Here is a 19,009-nt window from a genome sequence, read left to right as displayed (position 1 = left end):
ACCCCCCGGGGCTGAAACGCGATGACCCCGGCCTCCTCCCCCCCTGGCCGGGGTCGTCCTCTGTCTACAGCCTTTTCTGGCTTCCCACCTGGATCGCAGCAATGGGTTGCGCCCGAAACCGGGACGATCGACCCACACTGTTGCTAGGTTTCGAAGAAGGTTCGACGAAGTCGTCGAAGGGGAGGCCTGGCATGTCATTCACACGACGTATCCGCACGCGAGTGGGATGGGCGGCCACTCTCGTGGCCACCATCGTGTGTGTTCTGGCGGCGTCAACCGCCCCGAACGCCGACGCCGCCCCGCGCGCACCCCTGCCCGAGACATACAACTTCTTCGCCGGTATTCCCGCCGAGCTGGCCGACCCCGGCGGCTCCCTGCCCGGGTCCAACGACTTCGGCTGCCGACCGACGCCGCGACATCCGCGTCCCGTCGTCCTGGTCCACGGCACCGGCGGGTCGCAGCAGACCAACTGGGGCGCCTACGTCGCCATGCTCGCCAATCGTGGCTACTGCGTCTTCGCGCTCACCTATGGCGCGCTGCCCGGTGCGCCCTGGCCGATCTCGGCGATCGGCGGGATGACCCGGATGGAGGCCAGCGCGGCACAGCTGTCGCGATTCGTCGACCGGGTGCTCGACGCCACCGGCGCAGACACCGTCGATCTCGTCGGGCATTCGCAGGGGACCTATATGCCCACCTACTACCTCAAGCAACTCGGTGGCGCACCGAAGGTCAGCAAGTACGTCTCGCTCGCACCGCTGTGGCGGGGATCGTTCGAGGGTGCCCCGTTCACCGAGTTCACCGAGCGACTGCTGGGTGGCGCGGACCTGCCGATCTGCGCAGGATGTGGCCAGATGGCCGCGGGATCGCCGATGAACCGGATGATCTGGAGCGGTGGAAGCCCCTATGTTCCGGGCATCGACTACACCAACATCTCGACCCGCTACGACGAGTTCGTGGTGCCGTACACGGCCGGTCAGGTCGACGGGCGAGACGGTGAGAGCGTCCGCAACATCGTAGTGCAGGACGGTTGCGAACAGGACCACAGCGAACACATGGCGATCGCCGGGTCGCGGCGGGCCGCGTTCATGGTGCTCAACGCGCTCGACCCCGCCCACCCGGTGCGGGTCCCGTGCGAGTACGTGCCGCCGTTCACCGGCTGAACGTCTCGGCTCGGTTGTCCCCAACCGCGCCAGTACTGCACAGATCGTCGACTGTTTCGGCCGCGGGCCCAGAAAGGCCGGGACCAACGGACACGATGGCCCGGTGACCGATGAACTCCTCTCGCTCGTGGGGCCCGAGCTGCATGATGACGTGGCGCGGTGCGCGGCCGCGGCCGGCTACCGGATCGTGCCCGCCTCGCCCACCGAATGTCGTCGGGAATGGTTGCGGGCCACAGCGGTTGCGGTCGACGGCGACGCACTGACCGTCCTCGGTGAGACCGCCCCGCCACGGCGCTCGGGCATCGTGATGGTGACCGCGGGCGAGCCCCCGCCGGACACGTGGCGGTCGGCGATGACGCTGGGCGCGGAGTACGTCGTGTCCCTGCCCGCAGAGGAATCGGATCTGGTGGGGTTTCTCACCGATTTCCGTGTCCCCCAGGTGGGCTCGTCCACCGCCGTGGCGCTGGTCGGTGGGCACGGCGGCGCGGGCGCGACCACCCTCGCCGCCGCCGTCGCGCTCGTCGCAGCGGACCGGTCACGGGTGTTGTTGCTCGACGTCGACGACCTCGGCGCCGGGATCGATCTCACCCTCGGCATCGAGGACCGGTCGGGATTGCGCTGGCAGGATCTCACCGTCGCGGGTGGGACGATGCGTGCGCAGTCGCTCCACGACGCACTGCCCAAGGTGCATGATCGGCTGTCGGTGTTGGCACCGCGCCGTGACGATGTCCAGCCGATCACCGCCGACGCCGTGATCGCCACAATCGATGCCGGTCGCGCGGACGGCGACACCGTCGTCATCGACCTTCCCCGAGCAACGGGATCGGTGACCGAGGCGGTCCTCGACAGCGTGGATCTCGTCGTCCTGGTCACCACGGCCACGGTGCCCGCGGTCGCGTCGGTTCGCTCGGTCGTCACGCGGGTGCTGCCGTCGGCCGTCCCCGCGGGACTCGCGGTGCGCGGACCCGCACCCAGTGGCCTCCGTGCCGCGCACATAGCGGACGCGGTCGGGCTGCCGCTGGTCGTTGCGTATCGACCCGACCCCGGCCTTCCCGGGCGCACCGATGCCGGACCGCTGGAGTTGTCGCCGCGCAGCCCCCTCGCCCGAGCGGCGCGCGCCGTACATCAGGCCGTCGACCCCGCACAACGGTCGGCCACATGACCGCCGACGACGCGCTCCTCGAACGTGTCCGTGACCGGCTCGCCGCCGACGCCGCCGAACCCACTCCCGCCGTCATCGCCGACGCGATCCGCGTCGAGTCCCGTGGCATGCTCGGCGACACCGATCTTCTTGCCGCACTGCGGTTCCTACAGACCGAACTGATCGGCGCGGGGAAGCTCGAGCATCTGCTGGCCGAACCCGACATCGCCGACATCCTGGTCGTCGGGCCCGACCACGTGTGGGTGGACCGGGGAACTGGACTGCAGCGCACCGATGTCCGGTTCACCGGTGAGGCGGCGGTGCGACGACTTGCGGGTCGGCTCGCGCTCAACGCGGGCAAGCGTCTGGACGACGCCCAGCCCTGGGTCGATGGGCAGCTCAGCGGCGTCGGACGTCGTGGGCACACCGTGCGCCTGCATGCGGTGATTCCGCCGGTGGCCACCGACGGCACGTGCATCTCCCTGCGGATTCTTCGCACCGCGACCCGCGACTTCGGCGAACTGGTGTCCCTCGGCGCCATCCCCACCGAGGTCGTGGATGTGCTGCGCGGGATTCTGCATGCGCGTCTGGCATTCCTGATCGTCGGGGGCACCGGGTCCGGAAAGACCACGCTGCTGGGTTCGCTCATCGGGGAGATGGCCCAGACCGAACGAATCCTCTGCGTCGAGGACGCCCTCGAACTGGATCCCCCGCACCCGCACGTCGTGCGGCTCGTGGCGCGCACGGCGAACGTCGAAGGCGCGGGGGAAGTCCCGGTACGAGCACTCGTCCGGCAGGCCCTGCGGATGCGGCCGGACCGGATCGTCGTCGGTGAGGTGCGCGGCGCCGAGGTGATCGACCTGCTGACCGCGCTCAACACCGGGCACGACGGGTGCGCGGGCACCCTGCATGCGAACTCGACGGCCGAGGTACCCGCGCGCATGGAGGCGCTCGCCGCTCTCGGGGGCATGGAACGGTCCGCGTTGCACAGTCAGCTCGCCGCGGCGGTGCAGGTGGTGCTCGGCGTCGATCGGACCCCCGGTGGCACGCGTGGACTGGCCGAGATCGGCATGGTCGCGCGCGGCGTCGACGGACTCGTCGGAATCCGGCCGGTGTGGTTTCGCGGCAACGGATTCACCGACGAGGCCGACGGCCTGACCGACCTGATCCGGAGGCGATCGCGGTGACGTCGGTGCTTCTCGCCGTCGCACTCGGCGTGCTGTGGTGGCCGTCGACGCGTGCGGAGAACCGCCTGGCCCGTCTCGGGGGGCCACACCGGCGTGGCCGGATAGTGCCGGTCCGAACCCTGATCGCCGGTTTCGTGCCGGTCGCGGCGCTGGTCGCCGCCGGGGTGGCGGCCGCATTGTCGACGTCGATGATGTCGGCGGCTGTGATGTGGCATCTGCGTCGTACCAGGCGATCCCGTCGGCACGACCGTGAGGTCGCCGACCTGCTACGAGCATTGTCGGTGATGATCGCCGAACTCTCGGTCGGCGCGACTCCGCCGCGGGCGTGCGCATCCGCTGCAGCGGAGATACGTTCCAGCGACGGGCATTCCGACGCCGTGGCCGACGGTTTGGCGGCAATGGCGAGCCGCGCCGAACTCGGCGGTGACGTCGTGGTCGATGCACGAGCCGGGCACGACCTCGCGTGGCACCGCATCGCGGTGTCCTGGCAGATGGCCGACCGACACGGACTCCCGATGATCGAGCTGCTGGAGTCGGCACGGTCGGATCTGTTGGCGCGCCAACAGTTCGCGGCGCGAACGCGGGCGGGACTCGCGGGTCCGCGCGCCACCGCCACGGTGCTCGCCGGCCTGCCCGTCATCGGCGTGATCCTCGGTCAGATGATGGGCGCCGACCCCCTGACTGTGCTGCTCGGCGGCGGTGTCGGCGGTATCCTGCTGAATCTGGGAACAGTCCTGTCGATAGCGGGATGGGCCTGGTCGCAACGCATCACCGACCGCGCGGCGACCCGATGAACACCTGGACCGTGTCTGCGGCGACGTTGATCGCGGTGGCGTTGTGGCTGCTACCGGGGCCGGCGTGGACGCTGCACCGGGTCAGTGCGGTACCCGATCCGTCGCAGCCCGCCGCATCCAGTCGATCGCCTGACGATCCGTTCGCGGTCGCATCGGCGATCGACCTCTTCGCGGTATGTCTCCGCGCCGGCCTGCCGGTGGGCCCGGCCGCCGCCCTCGTGGCAGAGGCGGCACCGCCCGGACTCGCCCGGCCGCTCACCGTGACAGCCGATCTTCTCGCCCTCGGCGCGGACGCCGACTATGCGTGGCGACGATTCGAGGCGACAGGGGCAGTCGAGGAGTCCGCCCGACGCGAGGACATCGATGTCGAGCGGTTCGACGCCTTGGCCACGTTGGCCCGCCGGTCGGCGCGGGCCGGGTCGTCGTTGGCCGGCGGTCTCACCGAGCTCGCGGACGGCATCCGTCGCCAAGCTCACGACGACGCTCTCGCTGCCACCGAACGGGCCGGCGTCGCGATCAGTGCGCCGCTGGGATTGTGCTTTCTCCCGGCATTCGTGTGCCTGGGCATCGTGCCCGTGGTTCTGGGTCTGGCCGGATCGGTACTCGGTGGGTGACGCCCATCCGCGACAGCCGATTTCCACCGAGGTGGATCCGAACCGGCCGCTGATGCGTCAAAAGAACCAGAGGACGCAGGGGGCGTCCAGAGGAGGTCAGAACTCATGATGTACACCATGTTTCGCCGACCGGTCGAGCGGACGTCGGCAGAACTTCTGAGGCTCATCACCGACGACGAGGGGATGAGCACCGCCGAATATGCCATCGGCACAATAGCTGCCGCCGCGTTCGGGGCGATCCTCTACACGGTCGTGACCGGCGACAACATCGTCAGCGGCCTCACCGGGATCATCGGCAAAGCGCTCAACACGTCGGTGGGCTGAGATCGATCACGTGGGCAGTATGCGACGAATCATTGCCGATATCAAGCGATCCTGCGTCGACGACCACGGAATGGTCACCGTCGAGGGCGCCTACTCGATCGCGGCCATCGTCACCACCGTCGTCATCGGAGTGGGTGCGGTCGCGGGCACCACCGTCCAGGTTCGCTGTACCGACGCGGCCCGGGAGGCGGCCAGGCTTGCGGCCATCGGCGACGCCTCGGCGGTGCAGGTGGCCACTCGGATCGCAGGCGACGACGCGCGGATCAGTCTGCAAGACAGTGGTTCACAGGTGGTTGCGGAGGTGCGGGACGACGTTCCCCTGCTGCCCGCGATCGAACTGTCCGCACGTGCCGTGGCGGCGAAAGAACCGGAAAGTGAGGCCACGGGGGACAGCGAGGCGGATCGGGTTGTCACGGGCGACGACGACATCGAGGCCGAGGAACCGCCCTGATGCGACGATGGTGCGACGACCGGGGTTTCGCAACGGTTCTCGGCGCCTTCGCCATCGCGGCGGTCACGGCGATCGCAGCGGCGGTGCTGTACGTCGGGGGTGCCGTGGTGGCACGCCATCGGGCGCAATCGGCGGCGGACCTGGCCGCGTTGGCCGCAGCCCGGCAGCATGTGATGGCCGAGTCCGATCCGTGTGTCGCGGCGCGGGCGATCGCCGACGCCCAACGCGTCGGTGCGCGGCTCGAGCACTGCCGCGTCGACGGAATCGACGTGGTGGTCGCTGTCGCGGTGCCGGTGCACCTCGGTCCGTTCGGGATACGCGATGCCCGGGCCTCGGCGCGGGCGGGTCCGGTGCAGTGAACGCGGCCCGCCCAGCAAAGCCCGTCCGTCGCGCTCTTGTCCGCCGTCCGCTCGACATCTACCGTTCGTGATCAGCAGAGATTTCGCAACCGCTCGACGCGGAATCGTCCGGAGTGCAGAACAGGGGTGTGGCGTGGCAGAGGCTCGATCGCTGGACGAACTCGGGTACTACCTGTTGGCGGGTGCGGGCGGCGACGGGCCGGCGTCCCTCGTGGAGGAGACCCGGCAGGGGGAGGCGCTCGGCCTGGGGACCGCGTTCATCTCCGAACGATGGAACGTCAAGGAGGCGGCGTCGCTCACCGGTGCCGCGTGCGCGGTGAGCGAGCGGATGCAGATCGCGACGGCGGCAACCAACCACAACACCCGTCACCCCCTGATCACCGCATCGTGGGCGACCACCATGCACCGACTCTCCCGCGGCCGGTTCACGCTCGGGCTCGGCCGCGGCATCGCGGCGATGTACCAGGCCTTCGGCGTGCCCGCCGTCACCACCGCACAGATGGAGGACTTCGCGCAGGTCATGCGCCGGCTGTGGCGAGGGGAGATGATCTTCGGTCATGACGGTCCGATCGGCACGTACGACCTGCTGTACCTGGACTCGGATTTCGACGAGGACATCCGGTTGGCGCTGGTGGCGTTCGGCCCGCAGACACTCGCACTCGGAGGTCGGCGGTTCGATGACGTCATCCTGCACACGTTCTTCACACCCGAGACCGTCCGGCGCAGCGTGGCGACCGTCAAGCGGGCGGCCGAGGAGGCGGGCCGCGACCCCGACGAGGTGCGGGTCTGGTCGTGCTTCGCGACGGTCGGTGATCATCTGCCGGAGGAACTGCGGTTGAAGAAGACCGTGGGTCGGCTGGCCACGTATCTGCAGGGATACGGCGACTTGTTGGTCCGCACCAACGACTGGGATCCGGCCGTGCTCAAGCGGTTCCGGGACGACCCGGTGGTCACGTCGGTGCCCGGCGGCATCGACCACAAGGCCACGGCGGAACAGATCGAACACATCGCCGGTCTGATCCCCGACGAATGGCTGGAACCCGCCGCGACCGGCTCACCCGACAGGTGTGCCGAGCGCATCCGCGGCGAGTTCGACCACGGCGCCGACGCGGTGATCATGCACGGCGCCACCCCCGCGGAACTTGAGCCCGTGGTGAGCGCCTACCTCCGGCAAGGCGGCTGACAGCGTGTAAGGCCTACGTCTCGACCTGACTGATCTTCCTTGTCGTGGTTGGCCCCAAGAGAACATGCCTGCTCGGGGGGCCGACATCGGAAACTCTCAGAGCGCAGACGTCTGACGATGCCGTGAATCGTCGTGAATGGCTGTCGGAGCACGCTACTGACGGCATCAAGCTCTAGGCAAACGGTGACTTCGCGCGTAAGGACATATCTGCCACGCAACACCAAACGGGTCAGGCTGTGTGCACAAAGCTAGACGCGGCGGCGAGGGCTTGGACAAGCTCCGTGTCTATCTTGTCCCGCGTCCAGTCGGGCGAAATGCCGTAGCTCCACATGATGTTCCACTCACGAACTGCGCCGAGAAGGTGCTGCAGAGCTGGAGTCGTCGTTGCCGGCCGCGGATAGTCGGCACTACGTCCAAGAACGCTACCGTTCGCCCTGTTGACGATTGCCTGAAGGCCGGATGCGAAGGGGTCGGCGAGTTGCTCGCCGTTCTCGGGGAAAGAGAGCATCTGCAACGGATGCTGCGCACGCTCGGGATCGCCGCGGCGTGTGAAGATGCGGTACGCAGCTGCGTACGTGGCGCGCACATAGTCCCACTGAAAGTAGTCCCCGGTGAAGGGAATCCGGTCGCACACTGCGAACAGGTCGTCGACGTCAGTCGGCTCGGTAGCGGTCGCCACCAGCAGCACCGGCTCGAAGAGTGTTCGTGTTCCTGCTCCTCCCGCGAGGTTCGCCTTCTGCGTAGCCCGCAGGGCGAATTTCCTCCCTTTATCAGTGAGGGCAGAGTCATGACGATCGAGCCACTCCGCGACCTGCGGGATGAGTTCCGCGTTGAGGTCTTTCCACTGCTTCGTCGTGGGCTTTGTCGGCATGGCTCAGAGATTCAACTTCGGCGCGGGTTCACCAGGCTGCTGCTCGACTGCTCGCGTCCACAGCTGCTCAATGAAGGACAAGTAGACCTCGATGTTGTTCAGCTCCAGGTTTTCGACCTCGAGTATTCCCCCGTAGAACCCCGGCATACCGACCCCTGCGCAGGTCGTCAACGTCAACGGTTCGACCTGATGACTGTCTCGCCAACTCTGGAACAACTCGGGATTCAGTTGATCTTGTACGGCGCTGAGGGTCAGCGCGGACTCGAACTTGTCAATCGTCAGGCCCCATGGTTCCGTCACCATATCGAACGGATCGAGCGCGACGATCATGCCCGGCTGCCCCCCGCCTGTGTAATTGCCGTCAGCGTCGAAGCAAGTACTGATCGCGAACTGTCTTGCCCGCCAGTCGAATGCAAAAACATCGGCTCGGACGCCACGGCCTCCGAAAGCGCCATCGACAAAGCGCTGAGCAATCAGCCCGGAATCACTGTCATGAAACCGCAGCAGGCCGCTATTCCCCGAAACCCCACACAGACCGCGATCCGCAAAGTACGAGCCGACTAAGCTCGGCTGCCAGAGGCTTCGTGACAGGCGTTCGAATGTCCATTCCATAATTGCTGACCCTTCCGACGCCGCGAGTCTAACCGGCGGCAGCGACACAAACGGCACTACTCTCGCAGCATCTCCACTGCGCCAAACACCGTACCTGGCGGTTGCTGGCTCATCAGGTTGCGCAGTTGCGATCCGAAGCTGGTGTTGACGCTACCGTCGAGCAACTGCAAGTTGGATACTTCGTCCACACCACCCGCCTGGAGGTCACGCACATGGTCTACCTGCAGTCCAGTGGGTGGACGCGTCAACCCCTGCGACTCCAAGAATTCCTCGCGTACCTTCGGATCCCGCACAAATGGGCCTGGCTGTCTTTCGAACCCCGACTCCTTCACCTTCTCGTTGAAGGAGTCGATCTTTCGGTCCATCTCGGCTCGTTGTGCATCAGTCCACGTGTCCTTGTACTTCATCTGAAGCGTGGGCCCATTAGGCACGGCGTGTGAAGCGGAATCCGCGACGTCTGCGCCGGCTTCGACGGACTCGACAGCTCCGCGTCGTGCGACGCTGCCCGCACCAGCTGTCGCGACAGTCAGAATGGCGTCCGGGACCACACGCCCAGCAGCGCGCGCCGGGTTCTCCGCCCATGTGTCCCAATCGATGAGGTCTTTGCCGAACTGCTTCGGATCTTGCGAGATGGCGTTCCAGATGCCCGTCGCACTATCGATGGGGTTGGTGGTGAAAATCGTCTTCAGCGCGTCCCACGACCCGGTCACCCAGTCGCCGAGTCCGCCGCCGAACTCTTTGATGTAGTCCCAGATTCCGCTACGCTTCTCCGGCCCCTCCGGGGCTTTCTCCAGCTGACTTCGGACGTTGTCTGCCGCTGTGTCGCCCGCGTCTCGCAACTGCTGACGAGCATGGGTCAGCTTTGCCTGAGCGGCAGCTCGCCCCTCGATACCGGGATCGTCAAACGGCGGCACGGTCACCCGTACCGGACTGCCAGCGGCGGCGTTCGCAGTGTTCGAAGCGTTCGCACTGATGACAGCATTGTTGTAGTCGGTGACGGCCTGAGCCGTCGCACGTTGCGCTTCGTCGTACATGTCGATCGCACCCTGAGCTTCGGACTGCGCCCATCGAACGACGCCGGCATACTGGCCGAGCGTTCGCCCCGTGTTGATGAATGCATCCGCAGCCTCAAGCCACTTGACCGGTTCCTGCTTGAAGACCTCTCGAAAAGCCTCGGCGCCTTCTCCGTCCCAATAGTCACCAGTGTTAATGCCGCGCAAGGCCAAACCCGCCAATGCCATTGAATTGCCCCGACCACCGATCGCAACGGCATTCTCATCGATCGCATCCGCATCGCCAGGGATCAGCGCTTTCGGGTCACTTGTTTCGCCGAGTTCAGCCACGGAACACCTTCTACTCGACGATCGGTATGCCCAGGGCTCTGGCGCTGGCCTGGTCCTGCCGGGCGTAGTTCGCAATCGCCAGATCGAGTGCGTCAGCCAAGCCCTCGGCGTCTGAGATGAGGTCCTTTACTCCTCCGTCCCACCGGTCGCAAAAGGACTGGAACGAGGATGCGAGGCCGTCGTGTCCATACTGACCGGAAGGCCCGTCGATCTTGTCGATCGAGATGGTCTTCATGTCGTCGAGTGTGGACTTGATGCCGATCGATGCGGCCGTGACCTGCTCAAGAAGTACTCTGAAGGTATCGACGCTCAAAGGCCTTCTCCGTTTCGAGTGAACGTTTGCGCCGCGATCAAGGCCGATGGCACCGAGAACGAATGGTCGTCCTGGATGTCAATTCCCAAGTTGACGCCCGGCGGCATGTTGTCCATAAGATCGCGGCCTGTCAGAGCGATCCATTGACACGGCCCGAGCGCGTTGACCAATCTGTTCAATGTCGAGAAGGCGATAACCCACTCGTCGCCGCGCACAGTGTAGACGTTGAGATTCGCGTACCGCCCTCGTGGCCGCTCCAAGAACAGGGTGCTGCAACAGAGCACCCTGATTGCCTCGACCAATGCTGTCGACCCGGTAGCAAGCAGTCGCCCCGCTTCAAGTAGTTCCGCGCCGTCAGTGTCTACTTCGAACCCCGACACCCGGATGAGCTTACAGAATGCTGCTGAGGTGGACATCGAGTCATGCGAACGGATGACGGTGATCATGCACGGCGCCACCCCCGCCGAACTCGAGCCCGTGGTGAGCGCCTACCGCAGCCAGAACGGCTGACCTACCGCAGCAGTCAGTTGTCGACTGTCAGTTGTCGGGGTCGACCACGATCCGCTGGGGGAACACGCGCCGGGACTGCAGCGGCGAGAACCAGATGTGTCCGAAGTCGACGCCGTCGTCGCCGAGGTAGGCCAGCTCGAAGGGCGCCGACGTCGGCCCGGCCGGCATGTAGCGGGTCGCCGCCCGGACGAAGGCGGTCCAGTGGATCAGTTCGCCCTCGGTGAGAAAGCCGCCACCGACCGCCCGACGACCACCCAGCGGATCCGATGACGCCAGGTACACCTGGCCGAGTCCCGGCGTTACCTGCGGTCCGATCATCGCGCTCTGGAGATACCACTGCGCGCCACGCACGGCCTCGGCGTGATAGCCGCCGCGTTGCGCCGCGCACCACGCGTAGTGCAGGTCGAGGGCGTCCATCGCGGTCGCGTCGTCGAAGAACACGTCCTGCTCACCGATGGTGGCCGGCAGGTCGTCGGCGTTCTGGGTCGGACGTGCGAGCAGGAACCACGCCGGGCGCACGGAGGTGATCGTGTGCCCGAAGGCCGCGTCGCCGTCTGCGCGGTCGTCAGTCATCTTCCGAGTATCGCCGACCGAGTAAACCGAGAACCCGGATCGCCCCATCTTTGTCGAGCGGATCGTTACCGTTACCGCACTTCGGAGACTGCACGCAGGACGGACAGCCGCTCTCGCACCGGCAGCTCGCCACCGCGTCGCGGGTGGCGGCGACCCAGGTTCCGAATGTGGCGAATCCCCGGTCGGCGAACCCGGCGCCACCCATGTAGCCGTCGTAGACGAACACCGTCGGGAGTCCGGTGTCGGGGTGCTGGTTGGTCGAGAGCCCACCGATGTCCCAGCGATCGCACGACGCGACCAACGGCAGCAGTCCGATCATGGCGTGCTCCGCGGCGTGCAAGGCACCGGGGAAGTCGCCGATGGTGACCCCGGCATCCTCCAGCGACTCCGGGGTGAGCGTGTACATCACCGCGCGGGTGCTCAGCGTCTGCGGCGGCATGTCGAGTTCCACCGCATCGAGCACCTCCCCGGAGAGCATCGTCCGCAGGTACCCGATGACCTGATGGGTCACGTCCACGTCCACCAGGGACACGGTCAGGTCGCCGTGCTCACTGCGCGCCACCACGTCGGTGATCGTGATGTCGGTGAGTTCCCGAGCTGACGTCGTCCAATCGGGTTCCTCCGGATGGGCAAGGGCCAGACCGTCGGTCAGGTCGAGCTCGTCGACCACGTAGGAGTCGCCTTGATGGATGTGCAGCGCACCGGGATGCACCGTCGACATCGCACGCCCGGAATCGACGGTGCCGAGCAACTGCGACGTCGTGCTGTCGACGATGAGGACCTGACCGCCGATGCCGCCGCGGATGTCGATGTCGGCGTGCGGTTCGATACCTGCCGCCACATACCAGCCGGCCTTGCGCTTCTTGAGCATGCCCGCCGCCGTCAGCTCCGCGACCGCCTCGCCGGCATCCCACGCCTCGATCTCGCTCTCGCGCAACGGGTACTCCGCCGCGGCGCACAGGAGATGCGGCTTGAGGATGTACGGGTTGGTCGGATCGGTCACCGTCGCCTCGACCGGGCGCCCGAGCAGCGCCTCGGGATGATGCACGAGATAGGTGTCGAGCGGGTCGTCGCGGGCCACGAGCACCACCAACGAATCCCCGGATGTCCGTTGGCGTCCTGCTCGTCCAGCCTGCTGCCAGAACGATGCGACGGTCCCGGGGTACCCGCCGACGATGACCGCGTCGAGTCCGCTGATGTCGACGCCGAGTTCCAGCGCGTTGGTTGTCGCGACGCCGACGAGCTCGCCGTCGGAGATCGCCTTCTCCAGGCGGCGACGGTCGTCGGCGAGGTACCCGGCACGGTAGGCGGCCACCCGGTCGACGAGCTCGGGTGCCGTCTGCGCCAACAACTGCCGGGCCTGCCGGGCGGTCAGTTCCACGCCGCGACGACTGCGCTGGAAGCACAGGGTGCGTGCCCCCTCGACGACGAAATCGGCGAGCAGACGCGCCGATTCGGCGCCCGCCGACCGGCGTATCGGTGCCCCGTTCTCCCCGGTCACCGCCGGCAGGAAGTCAGGCTCCCAGAGGGCCACCGTCCGCTCACCCCGGGGCGAACAGTCCTCGGTGACCGCGACCGCGGGCTCGCCGATCAGGCGGGTGAGGGCCTCGGCCGGCGCCGCCATCGTCGCGCTCGTCCCGATCACCACGGGATTCCCGCCGGCCGAGCGTGCGATGCGCAGCAATCGGCGCAACACGAGCGCGGTGTGTGAGCCGAAGACCCCGCGGTAGTGGTGGGCCTCGTCGACGACGATGTAGCGCAGATGACGAAAGAAGTGCCGCCACCGCGCATGCCCGGACAGGATGCCGATGTGGAGCATGTCCGGGTTGGTGAAGATCCACCGGGAGTGTGCTCGAGCCCACTGCCGGATCTCCACATCGGTGTCGCCGTCGTACGCGCACGGTTGCAGATGGGTGAACTGCCGTTGAACACCTGCCGCCGCGTCCGACGGCCCCGCGGGCGATGCGCTGAGTACCGATGCGACCGAACGGATCTGGTCGGCCCCCAGGGCCTTCGTCGGCGAAAGATACAACGCCGTCGAATTCGGATCCTTCAACAGCGTGGTCAAAATGGGTATTTGATAGGCCAGGGATTTCCCGGATGCGGTTCCGGTGCAGAGGGCGACGTGTTGTCCGTCGAATGCCAGTTGCGCGGCATCGACTTGATGTGCCCAGGGCTTGTCGATTCCCGAATCCTCGAACGCCGCCGTCAGCTCCGGCGGCATCCACGACGGCCAATCCGCGAAAGTCGCTGTCCGTGAGTCGATCACGGACATGTGGGTGAGGGGGGATGTGGTCGGGTCGGTTCCTGCCATGCTGCGGCGGAGCAGCTCGGACCCGAAGGTGATTTTCTGCATTTTTGGTAAGTCAATCGTTGCGCGCCGGTCGGCGGCGTAGGCCTCGATGTTACTGCCGGATGTCGGGACGGGGAAAATCACGCCTTTAACAACCACGTTGGTTGGGGTGACTATCGCGCGGGCCCCGAACGTGATTGACTATTGGACGGTCGCAGCTTTCGTGAGCCGCCGGAACCCCGGTGATCTCCCGAGATCGTGTTGTGGCCGTGGTACTGAGGCTGGTTTGCGGGGGCTCCTGTTGGAAACTCACCGCCGAGAACGAGGTATGGCGGTCGGAACCGACCACGACACGAGACCGTCGTGTCGCGTCTGTTGGAATGTCAGTAAAGGATTGCAGTAATGGCACAGGGAACTGTGAAGTGGTTCAACGCGGAAAAGGGCTTCGGCTTCATCGCGCCTGATGAGGGGTCCGACGACGTGTTCGTCCACTACTCCGAGATCCAGGGGTCGGGCTTCCGCACCCTCGAGGAGAACCAGCGCGTCGAGTTCGAGGTCGGCCAGGGAACCAAGGGCCCGCAGGCCACTGGCGTTCGCGCCGTCTAGGAGTCGGCTCCTGCAAGCTGCGAAGCACGCTTGAGCGCAGTTGCTCCCGGTCACCACAGCGGTGACCGGGAGCAACTTTTTGGCTGAGTACTTTTGGCCGGAATCAGTCGAGGGTTCTGTGTACCGCCGCGCGCGGGGAGGTACACAGTAACCTCGGTGTGTGGGCCAGTTGTCGTTTTTCTCGGCACAGATCGACCAACCCGCGTACGACGATCTCTCCGGGCTGTTGGCCGCCCACGGCCAGGCATCCCGCTCAGATTCCGGTACGCGGGTCTCAGTGGTCGTGACCCAGGTCTGGCGCGCCGAGGCCCTCGTGGACGAGATCACGGCCACCGGAGCCGCCGCCGAGGTCGTGTACACCGACGAGGGCAACCCGATCGCGCGGACCACGCACAGCCACGAGCTCGACGACCTGCACCGACGCTGGTCGTCCGGAGCCGTGAAGTCCATGCCCACCGGGTGGGTGCCGTCACCCCGGGCGCTCCGCCTGTGGACGATCGCGGCCGGTGAGCGTGACGGCGACCGGTTCCTGCTGGGCCTCGACCCGCACGCCCCTGACACTCATCCGGCACTGGCGACAGCGTTGATGCGGGTGGGTGTGGCGCCGACGCTGGTCGGCACGCACGGGCGCGCCCACGCCCTGCGCATCGCGGGCAAGCGGCGGCTCACCCATCTGCTGGAGTACATCGGGGAGCCGCCCGCCACGCCCGAAGCGGCTGCGCATTGGCCGGCGGTCGTCGGGTTCTGAGAGCCATCCGTTCGGTCGAATATCAGGCGCTCGAACTACCACGATCCCCAGCGTGCGGAATACTCATCGACCATGCGATTCCGCGTGATGCTGGCTCCGCCATGGGTGCAGGGTCTCATCAACGCCACCATCTTCGGCGTGATCTTCGGGTTGCTGACCTGGATGAACGGCAATCGGCCGATGATCGCTGCCGCTGGCGGAATCATTGCCGGGATCCCCTTCGGCGCCTACCTCGCCTATCGCGGCAGCGATCAACATCGGCGACTCACCGGCACCCTTTTCGCGCTGGACGACTCCGGCCGCTCCGAGGCCGTCTCCGCACTTCTGCACGGCGTCGTTCCCGCCGACCGCTCGGTGGCCGAGGCGGCGGTTCGTCTCGGCCGCGCCTATCTGGGAGGACGGTCCCTGGACAACCTGCGGAAGCGGCAACGCTCGCAGATGCAGGTGATGGGGGCGGTGGCCGCTCTCGGTGTGCTGGCCGCCGGACTGGTCTGGGATCAGACGGGGTACCGCAACCTGATGATCGGATTGATCGTCGTGATTGCGGTCATTCTCCCGCTGGACATGTACTGGACCACCAGTCTGTACCGGAACATCGAGGCACTCGACCAACGCACCAGGCGTCGGACATACGGTTCCGACGCACCCCGCTGACCTGGGATTTTCTGACTTCTTCTGATCAATTTGTCACACTGGCCCTTTGCGAAGGGAATCTGAGTGTGCAGACGACGCTATATATAAGGTACAAACCTCATCGAGCGCCGTACGTTCGACGAGGCCGTTCCCTCCTCCGACGCAAGAGCGAAGCACAGTAAGGACGCCCGGTGGCCGATACCAGCACCGCAACTCCCACCACGGGGAGCTCGACCCGACGACTCGTCATCGTCGAGTCGCCGACCAAGGCCCGCAAGATCGCGGGGTACCTCGGGGCGAACTACGTCGTGGAGTCCTCCCGTGGCCACATCCGTGACCTGCCGCGCGGCGCGGCCGACGTGCCCGCGAAGTACAAAGGTCAGCCGTGGGCCCGTCTGGGCGTGAACGTCGACGACAACTTCGAGCCGCTCTACGTGGTGTCGGCGGACAAGAAGTCGACGGTCACCGAGCTCCGGTCGCTGATGAAGGATGTCGACGAGCTCTACCTCGCCACCGACGGTGACCGCGAGGGGGAGGCGATCGCCTGGCACCTGCTGGAGACCCTGAAGCCGAAGATCCCGGTCAAGCGGATGGTGTTCCACGAGATCACCGAGTCGGCCATCCAGGCCGCCGCCGAGAACCCCCGCGACCTCGACATCGACCTGGTGGACGCGCAGGAGACCCGCCGCATCCTCGACCGCCTGTACGGCTACGAGGTGTCGCCGGTGCTGTGGAAGAAGGTCATGCCGAAGCTGTCGGCGGGCCGTGTGCAGTCGGTCGCCACCCGCATCATCGTCGACCGCGAACGCGAGCGGATGGCGTTCGTCTCCGCCGAGTACTGGGACATCGCCGCCACCATGGATGCGGGCGCCGACAGCGACTCGACCCCCCGGACCTTCTCGTCCCGACTGGTGTCCGTGGACGACGCCAAGGTCGCCACGGGCCGCGACTTCGACGCCCGGGGCGCGCTGAAGAAGACCGACGGGGTGCTGGTCCTCGACGGTGAGCGCGCCACGAGCCTGGCCACCGCCCTCGACGGCGCCGACATGACCGTCACGTCGGTGGAGGAGAAGCCGTACACCCGACGCCCGTACGCCCCGTTCATGACGTCGACGCTGCAGCAGGAGGCCGGCCGCAAGCTGCGCTTCTCGTCGGACCGCACCATGCGCATCGCGCAGCGGCTCTACGAGAACGGCTACATCACCTACATGCGTACCGACTCGACGTCGCTGTCCGAGTCGGCCATCAACGCCGCGCGCAGCCAGGCGCGTGAGCTGTACGGCGAGTCGTTCGTCCATCCGACGCCGCGTCAGTACAACCGCAAGGTCAAGAACGCCCAGGAGGCGCACGAGGCGATCCGTCCCGCGGGCGAGACCTTCCGGACCCCGGGTCAGGTCGGCGGCCAGCTGGAGGCCGACGAGTTCCGGCTGTACGAACTGATCTGGCAGCGCACCGTGGCATCGCAGATGGCCGACGCCAAGGGCACCACCATGAGCCTGCGGATCACCGGCACCGCAACGTCCGGCGAACGCTGCACGTTCGCCGCGTCGGGTCGCACCATCACGTTCCCCGGCTTCCTGTCGGCCTACGTGGAGACCGTCGACGAACTGGCCGGCGGCCAGGCCGACGATGCCGAGAACCGCTTGCCCAACCTGACCGAGGGCCAGCAGCTCACGGCGACCGAACTCGACGCCGACGGTCACTCTACGAACCCGCCGGCGCGGTTCACTGAGGCGTCGCTGGTCAAGGTGCTCGAAGAACTCGGTATCGGCCGACCGTCGACCTACGCGTCGATCATCGGCACCATCCAGGACCGCGGGTACGTGGTGAAGAAGGGCAACGCGCTGGTCCCGTCGTGGATCGCGTTCGCCGTCGTCGGGTTGCTGGAGGCCTACTTCCAGAGTCTCGTCGACTATGACTTCACCGCCACCCTGGAAGACGACCTGGATCAGATCGCCACCGGGCAGGCCAATCGCACCCGGTGGCTCAGCGACTTCTACTTCGGGGACACCGCGGCCGACGCCGAGAGCGTCAAGTCGGAGATCGCGAAGTTCGGTGGCCTCAAGAAGCTGGTCGGCGTGAACCTCGAGGAAATCGATGCGCGCGAGGTCAATTCGATCCGGCTGTTCGACGACGAGGAAGGCCGCCCGGTCTTCGTGCGTGTCGGGCGCTACGGGCCGTACCTCGAACGCAACGTCGCGGGGCCGGACGCCGAACCGGATCTCAAGCGCGCCAATCTGCCGGCCGACATCACCCCCGACGAACTGACCCTGGCGGTCGCGGAGAAGTTGTTCGCCACTCCGCAGGAAGGTCGTTCGCTCGGGTTCGATCCGGTCAGCGGCAACGAGATCGTCGCCAAGGAAGGGCGTTTCGGTCCGTACGTCACCGAGATCCTGCCGTCCGACGACGATGATGACGACGGCAAGGCTCCGGCGACGGTGCCGGCGGGACCCACGCCACGCGACGGTGGTGGTTCCGGCAGTGGCGGCGACGGCGACGTCGTGCCGCTCGACGACACCGGAAGCGGCGGCACCGCAACGAAAACCGCGGCCAAGAAGACCGCAGCCAAAAAAACCGCGAAGAAAACGGCCAAGAAGGCCGGCCCGAAGCCACGCACCGGGTCGCTGTTCAAGTCGATGGACATCTCGACGGTCACCCTCGACGACGCACTCAAGCTGCTGTCGCTGCCGCGCGTGGTCGGTGTGGACCCGGAGTCGGGTGAGGAGATCACCGCGCAGAACGGTCGCTACGGCCCATACCTGAAGAAGGGCACCGACTCTCGCTCGCTGACCAGTGAGGATCAGATCTTCGGCATCACCCTCGAGGAGGCACTGAAGATCTATTCCGAACCCAAGCGACGGGGCCGGCAGGCGGCCGCGCCGCCGCTGCGTGAGCTCGGCAAGAACGATCAGGTGTCGGACAAGCCGATGGTCATCAAGGACGGTCGTTTCGGGCCGTACGTCACCGACGGCGAGACCAACGCGAGTCTTCGCAAGGGCGACGAGGTCGCCTCCATCACCCCGGAGCGGGCGATGGAGTTGCTGGCGGATCGTCGTGCTCGTGGCCCGGCCAAGAAGTCGGCGAAGAAGGCCGCCAAGAAGGCGCCGGCCAAGAAGGCTGCCAAGAAGACCGCCGCCAAGAAGACCGCCGCGAAAAAGACCGCCGCGAAAAAGACTGCGGCAAAGAAGAGTACGGCGAAGAAGTCGGAGTGATCTCGATACGCCTCGGGCTCGCTGTCGCTCGCACGTGGCTACTCGATCCAAGGATCTCGATACGCCTCGGGCTCGCTGTCGC

The 19,009-nt window shown here is 66.5% G+C and carries 20 protein-coding genes; 13 read left to right on the top strand and 7 right to left on the bottom strand.

The annotated features are described in order from the left end of the window. Positions 1 to 191 precede the first annotated feature (191 nt). The 9 genes from V1Y59_RS15300 (at position 192) to V1Y59_RS15260 (ending at position 7,213) form a co-directional block, all read left to right on the top strand. The gene (locus V1Y59_RS15300; protein ID WP_330505820.1) at positions 192 to 1,160 is read left to right on the top strand and encodes an esterase/lipase family protein; all 969 of its coding nucleotides are present in this window, start codon (positions 192 to 194) and stop codon (positions 1,158 to 1,160) included. 103 nt (positions 1,161 to 1,263) lie between these two features. Continuing rightward, positions 1,264 to 2,322 (top strand): septum site-determining protein Ssd, encoded by a 1,059-nt coding sequence (gene ssd / locus V1Y59_RS15295; RefSeq protein WP_330505819.1) that lies wholly within the window; start codon positions 1,264 to 1,266, stop codon positions 2,320 to 2,322. After that, entirely contained in the window at positions 2,319 to 3,488 is a 1,170-nt protein-coding gene (locus V1Y59_RS15290; protein ID WP_330505818.1) for a TadA family conjugal transfer-associated ATPase, read from the top strand. Before ssd ends, V1Y59_RS15290 begins: the two co-directional genes overlap by 4 nt. Then, positions 3,485 to 4,282, top strand: a complete 798-nt coding sequence (locus V1Y59_RS15285; protein WP_330505817.1) for a type II secretion system F family protein — start codon at positions 3,485 to 3,487, stop codon at positions 4,280 to 4,282. Before V1Y59_RS15290 ends, V1Y59_RS15285 begins: the two co-directional genes overlap by 4 nt. Next, positions 4,279 to 4,896 (top strand): type II secretion system F family protein, encoded by a 618-nt coding sequence (locus V1Y59_RS15280; RefSeq protein ID WP_330505816.1) that lies wholly within the window; start codon positions 4,279 to 4,281, stop codon positions 4,894 to 4,896. Before V1Y59_RS15285 ends, V1Y59_RS15280 begins: the two co-directional genes overlap by 4 nt. Before the next feature lie 108 nt (positions 4,897 to 5,004). Continuing rightward, positions 5,005 to 5,220, top strand: coding sequence for a DUF4244 domain-containing protein (locus V1Y59_RS15275; RefSeq protein ID WP_431309185.1), 216 nt, complete (start codon positions 5,005 to 5,007; stop codon positions 5,218 to 5,220). A 19-nt stretch (positions 5,221 to 5,239) separates the two neighbouring features. Beyond that, the gene (locus V1Y59_RS15270; RefSeq protein WP_330505814.1) at positions 5,240 to 5,671 is read left to right on the top strand and encodes a TadE family type IV pilus minor pilin; all 432 of its coding nucleotides are present in this window, start codon (positions 5,240 to 5,242) and stop codon (positions 5,669 to 5,671) included. Continuing rightward, positions 5,671 to 6,030 (top strand): Rv3654c family TadE-like protein, encoded by a 360-nt coding sequence (locus V1Y59_RS15265; protein WP_330505813.1) that lies wholly within the window; start codon positions 5,671 to 5,673, stop codon positions 6,028 to 6,030. The genes V1Y59_RS15270 and V1Y59_RS15265 overlap by 1 nt, the downstream gene beginning before the upstream one ends. Positions 6,031 to 6,163: 133 nt before the next feature. Beyond that, positions 6,164 to 7,213, top strand: a complete 1,050-nt coding sequence (locus V1Y59_RS15260) for a TIGR03857 family LLM class F420-dependent oxidoreductase (RefSeq protein WP_330505812.1) — start codon at positions 6,164 to 6,166, stop codon at positions 7,211 to 7,213. A 229-nt stretch (positions 7,214 to 7,442) separates the two neighbouring features. Here the strand turns inward: V1Y59_RS15260 and V1Y59_RS15255 are convergent, their stop codons facing one another. From V1Y59_RS15255 to V1Y59_RS15225, 7 genes are all read right to left on the bottom strand, one after another. After that, positions 7,443 to 8,084, bottom strand: a complete 642-nt coding sequence (locus V1Y59_RS15255) for a hypothetical protein (protein ID WP_330505811.1) — start codon at positions 8,082 to 8,084, stop codon at positions 7,443 to 7,445. Between the two features lie 3 nt (positions 8,085 to 8,087). After that, positions 8,088 to 8,696: a hypothetical protein gene (locus V1Y59_RS15250; protein ID WP_330505810.1), complete on the bottom strand. Its 609-nt coding sequence runs from the start codon at positions 8,694 to 8,696 to the stop codon at positions 8,088 to 8,090. Between the two features lie 56 nt (positions 8,697 to 8,752). Further along, the gene (locus tag V1Y59_RS15245; RefSeq protein ID WP_330505809.1) at positions 8,753 to 10,039 is read right to left on the bottom strand and encodes an HNH endonuclease; all 1,287 of its coding nucleotides are present in this window, start codon (positions 10,037 to 10,039) and stop codon (positions 8,753 to 8,755) included. 10 nt (positions 10,040 to 10,049) lie between these two features. Beyond that, on the bottom strand, positions 10,050 to 10,352 hold the full coding sequence (locus V1Y59_RS15240) for a WXG100 family type VII secretion target (protein WP_330505808.1): 303 nt from the start codon (positions 10,350 to 10,352) through the stop codon (positions 10,050 to 10,052). Further along, positions 10,349 to 10,768, bottom strand: coding sequence for a hypothetical protein (locus tag V1Y59_RS15235; protein ID WP_330505807.1), 420 nt, complete (start codon positions 10,766 to 10,768; stop codon positions 10,349 to 10,351). The genes V1Y59_RS15240 and V1Y59_RS15235 overlap by 4 nt, the downstream gene beginning before the upstream one ends. Positions 10,769 to 10,889: 121 nt before the next feature. Continuing rightward, the gene (locus V1Y59_RS15230; protein ID WP_330505806.1) at positions 10,890 to 11,435 is read right to left on the bottom strand and encodes a hypothetical protein; all 546 of its coding nucleotides are present in this window, start codon (positions 11,433 to 11,435) and stop codon (positions 10,890 to 10,892) included. Further along, the gene (locus V1Y59_RS15225) at positions 11,428 to 13,791 is read right to left on the bottom strand and encodes a DEAD/DEAH box helicase (RefSeq protein ID WP_330505805.1); all 2,364 of its coding nucleotides are present in this window, start codon (positions 13,789 to 13,791) and stop codon (positions 11,428 to 11,430) included. Before V1Y59_RS15225 ends, V1Y59_RS15230 begins: the two co-directional genes overlap by 8 nt. A gap of 339 nt (positions 13,792 to 14,130) precedes the next feature. Between V1Y59_RS15225 and V1Y59_RS15220 the strand changes: the two genes are divergently transcribed. From V1Y59_RS15220 to topA, 4 genes are all read left to right on the top strand, one after another. Beyond that, positions 14,131 to 14,334, top strand: a complete 204-nt coding sequence (locus tag V1Y59_RS15220) for a cold-shock protein (RefSeq protein ID WP_004022110.1) — start codon at positions 14,131 to 14,133, stop codon at positions 14,332 to 14,334. 160 nt (positions 14,335 to 14,494) lie between these two features. Next, the gene (locus tag V1Y59_RS15215; protein WP_330505804.1) at positions 14,495 to 15,082 is read left to right on the top strand and encodes a hypothetical protein; all 588 of its coding nucleotides are present in this window, start codon (positions 14,495 to 14,497) and stop codon (positions 15,080 to 15,082) included. Positions 15,083 to 15,154: 72 nt separating this feature from the next. Further along, positions 15,155 to 15,736: a hypothetical protein gene (locus tag V1Y59_RS15210; protein WP_330505803.1), complete on the top strand. Its 582-nt coding sequence runs from the start codon at positions 15,155 to 15,157 to the stop codon at positions 15,734 to 15,736. 170 nt (positions 15,737 to 15,906) lie between these two features. Beyond that, positions 15,907 to 18,927, top strand: a complete 3,021-nt coding sequence (topA, locus tag V1Y59_RS15205; protein WP_330505802.1) for a type I DNA topoisomerase — start codon at positions 15,907 to 15,909, stop codon at positions 18,925 to 18,927. Positions 18,928 to 19,009 lie beyond the last annotated feature (82 nt).

It is taken from the genome of Gordonia prachuapensis (assembly GCF_036350515.1).
Classification (GTDB): Bacteria; Actinomycetota; Actinomycetes; order Mycobacteriales; family Mycobacteriaceae; genus Gordonia; species Gordonia prachuapensis.
This window is presented reverse-complemented; position numbering and strand designations above follow the sequence as displayed.

Excerpts from the sequence above, each read along its gene's own strand:
- V1Y59_RS15300 (WP_330505820.1), top strand. The coding sequence starts at position 192 with ATGTCATTCACACGACGTATCCGCACGCGAGTGGGATGGGCGGCCACT.
- V1Y59_RS15290 (WP_330505818.1), top strand. The coding sequence starts at position 2,319 with ATGACCGCCGACGACGCGCTCCTCGAACGTGTCCGTGACCGGCTCGCC.
- V1Y59_RS15280 (WP_330505816.1), top strand. The coding sequence starts at position 4,279 with ATGAACACCTGGACCGTGTCTGCGGCGACGTTGATCGCGGTGGCGTTG.
- V1Y59_RS15275 (WP_431309185.1), top strand. The coding sequence starts at position 5,005 with ATGTACACCATGTTTCGCCGACCGGTCGAGCGGACGTCGGCAGAACTT.
- V1Y59_RS15270 (WP_330505814.1), top strand. The coding sequence starts at position 5,240 with ATGCGACGAATCATTGCCGATATCAAGCGATCCTGCGTCGACGACCAC.
- V1Y59_RS15265 (WP_330505813.1), top strand. The coding sequence starts at position 5,671 with ATGCGACGATGGTGCGACGACCGGGGTTTCGCAACGGTTCTCGGCGCC.
- V1Y59_RS15255 (WP_330505811.1), bottom strand. The coding sequence starts at position 8,084 with ATGCCGACAAAGCCCACGACGAAGCAGTGGAAAGACCTCAACGCGGAA.
- V1Y59_RS15250 (WP_330505810.1), bottom strand. The coding sequence starts at position 8,696 with ATGGAATGGACATTCGAACGCCTGTCACGAAGCCTCTGGCAGCCGAGC.
- V1Y59_RS15235 (WP_330505807.1), bottom strand. The coding sequence starts at position 10,768 with ATGTCCACCTCAGCAGCATTCTGTAAGCTCATCCGGGTGTCGGGGTTC.
- V1Y59_RS15230 (WP_330505806.1), bottom strand. The coding sequence starts at position 11,435 with ATGACTGACGACCGCGCAGACGGCGACGCGGCCTTCGGGCACACGATC.
- V1Y59_RS15225 (WP_330505805.1), bottom strand. The coding sequence starts at position 13,791 with ATGCAGAAAATCACCTTCGGGTCCGAGCTGCTCCGCCGCAGCATGGCA.
- V1Y59_RS15220 (WP_004022110.1), top strand. The coding sequence starts at position 14,131 with ATGGCACAGGGAACTGTGAAGTGGTTCAACGCGGAAAAGGGCTTCGGC.
- V1Y59_RS15210 (WP_330505803.1), top strand. The coding sequence starts at position 15,155 with ATGCGATTCCGCGTGATGCTGGCTCCGCCATGGGTGCAGGGTCTCATC.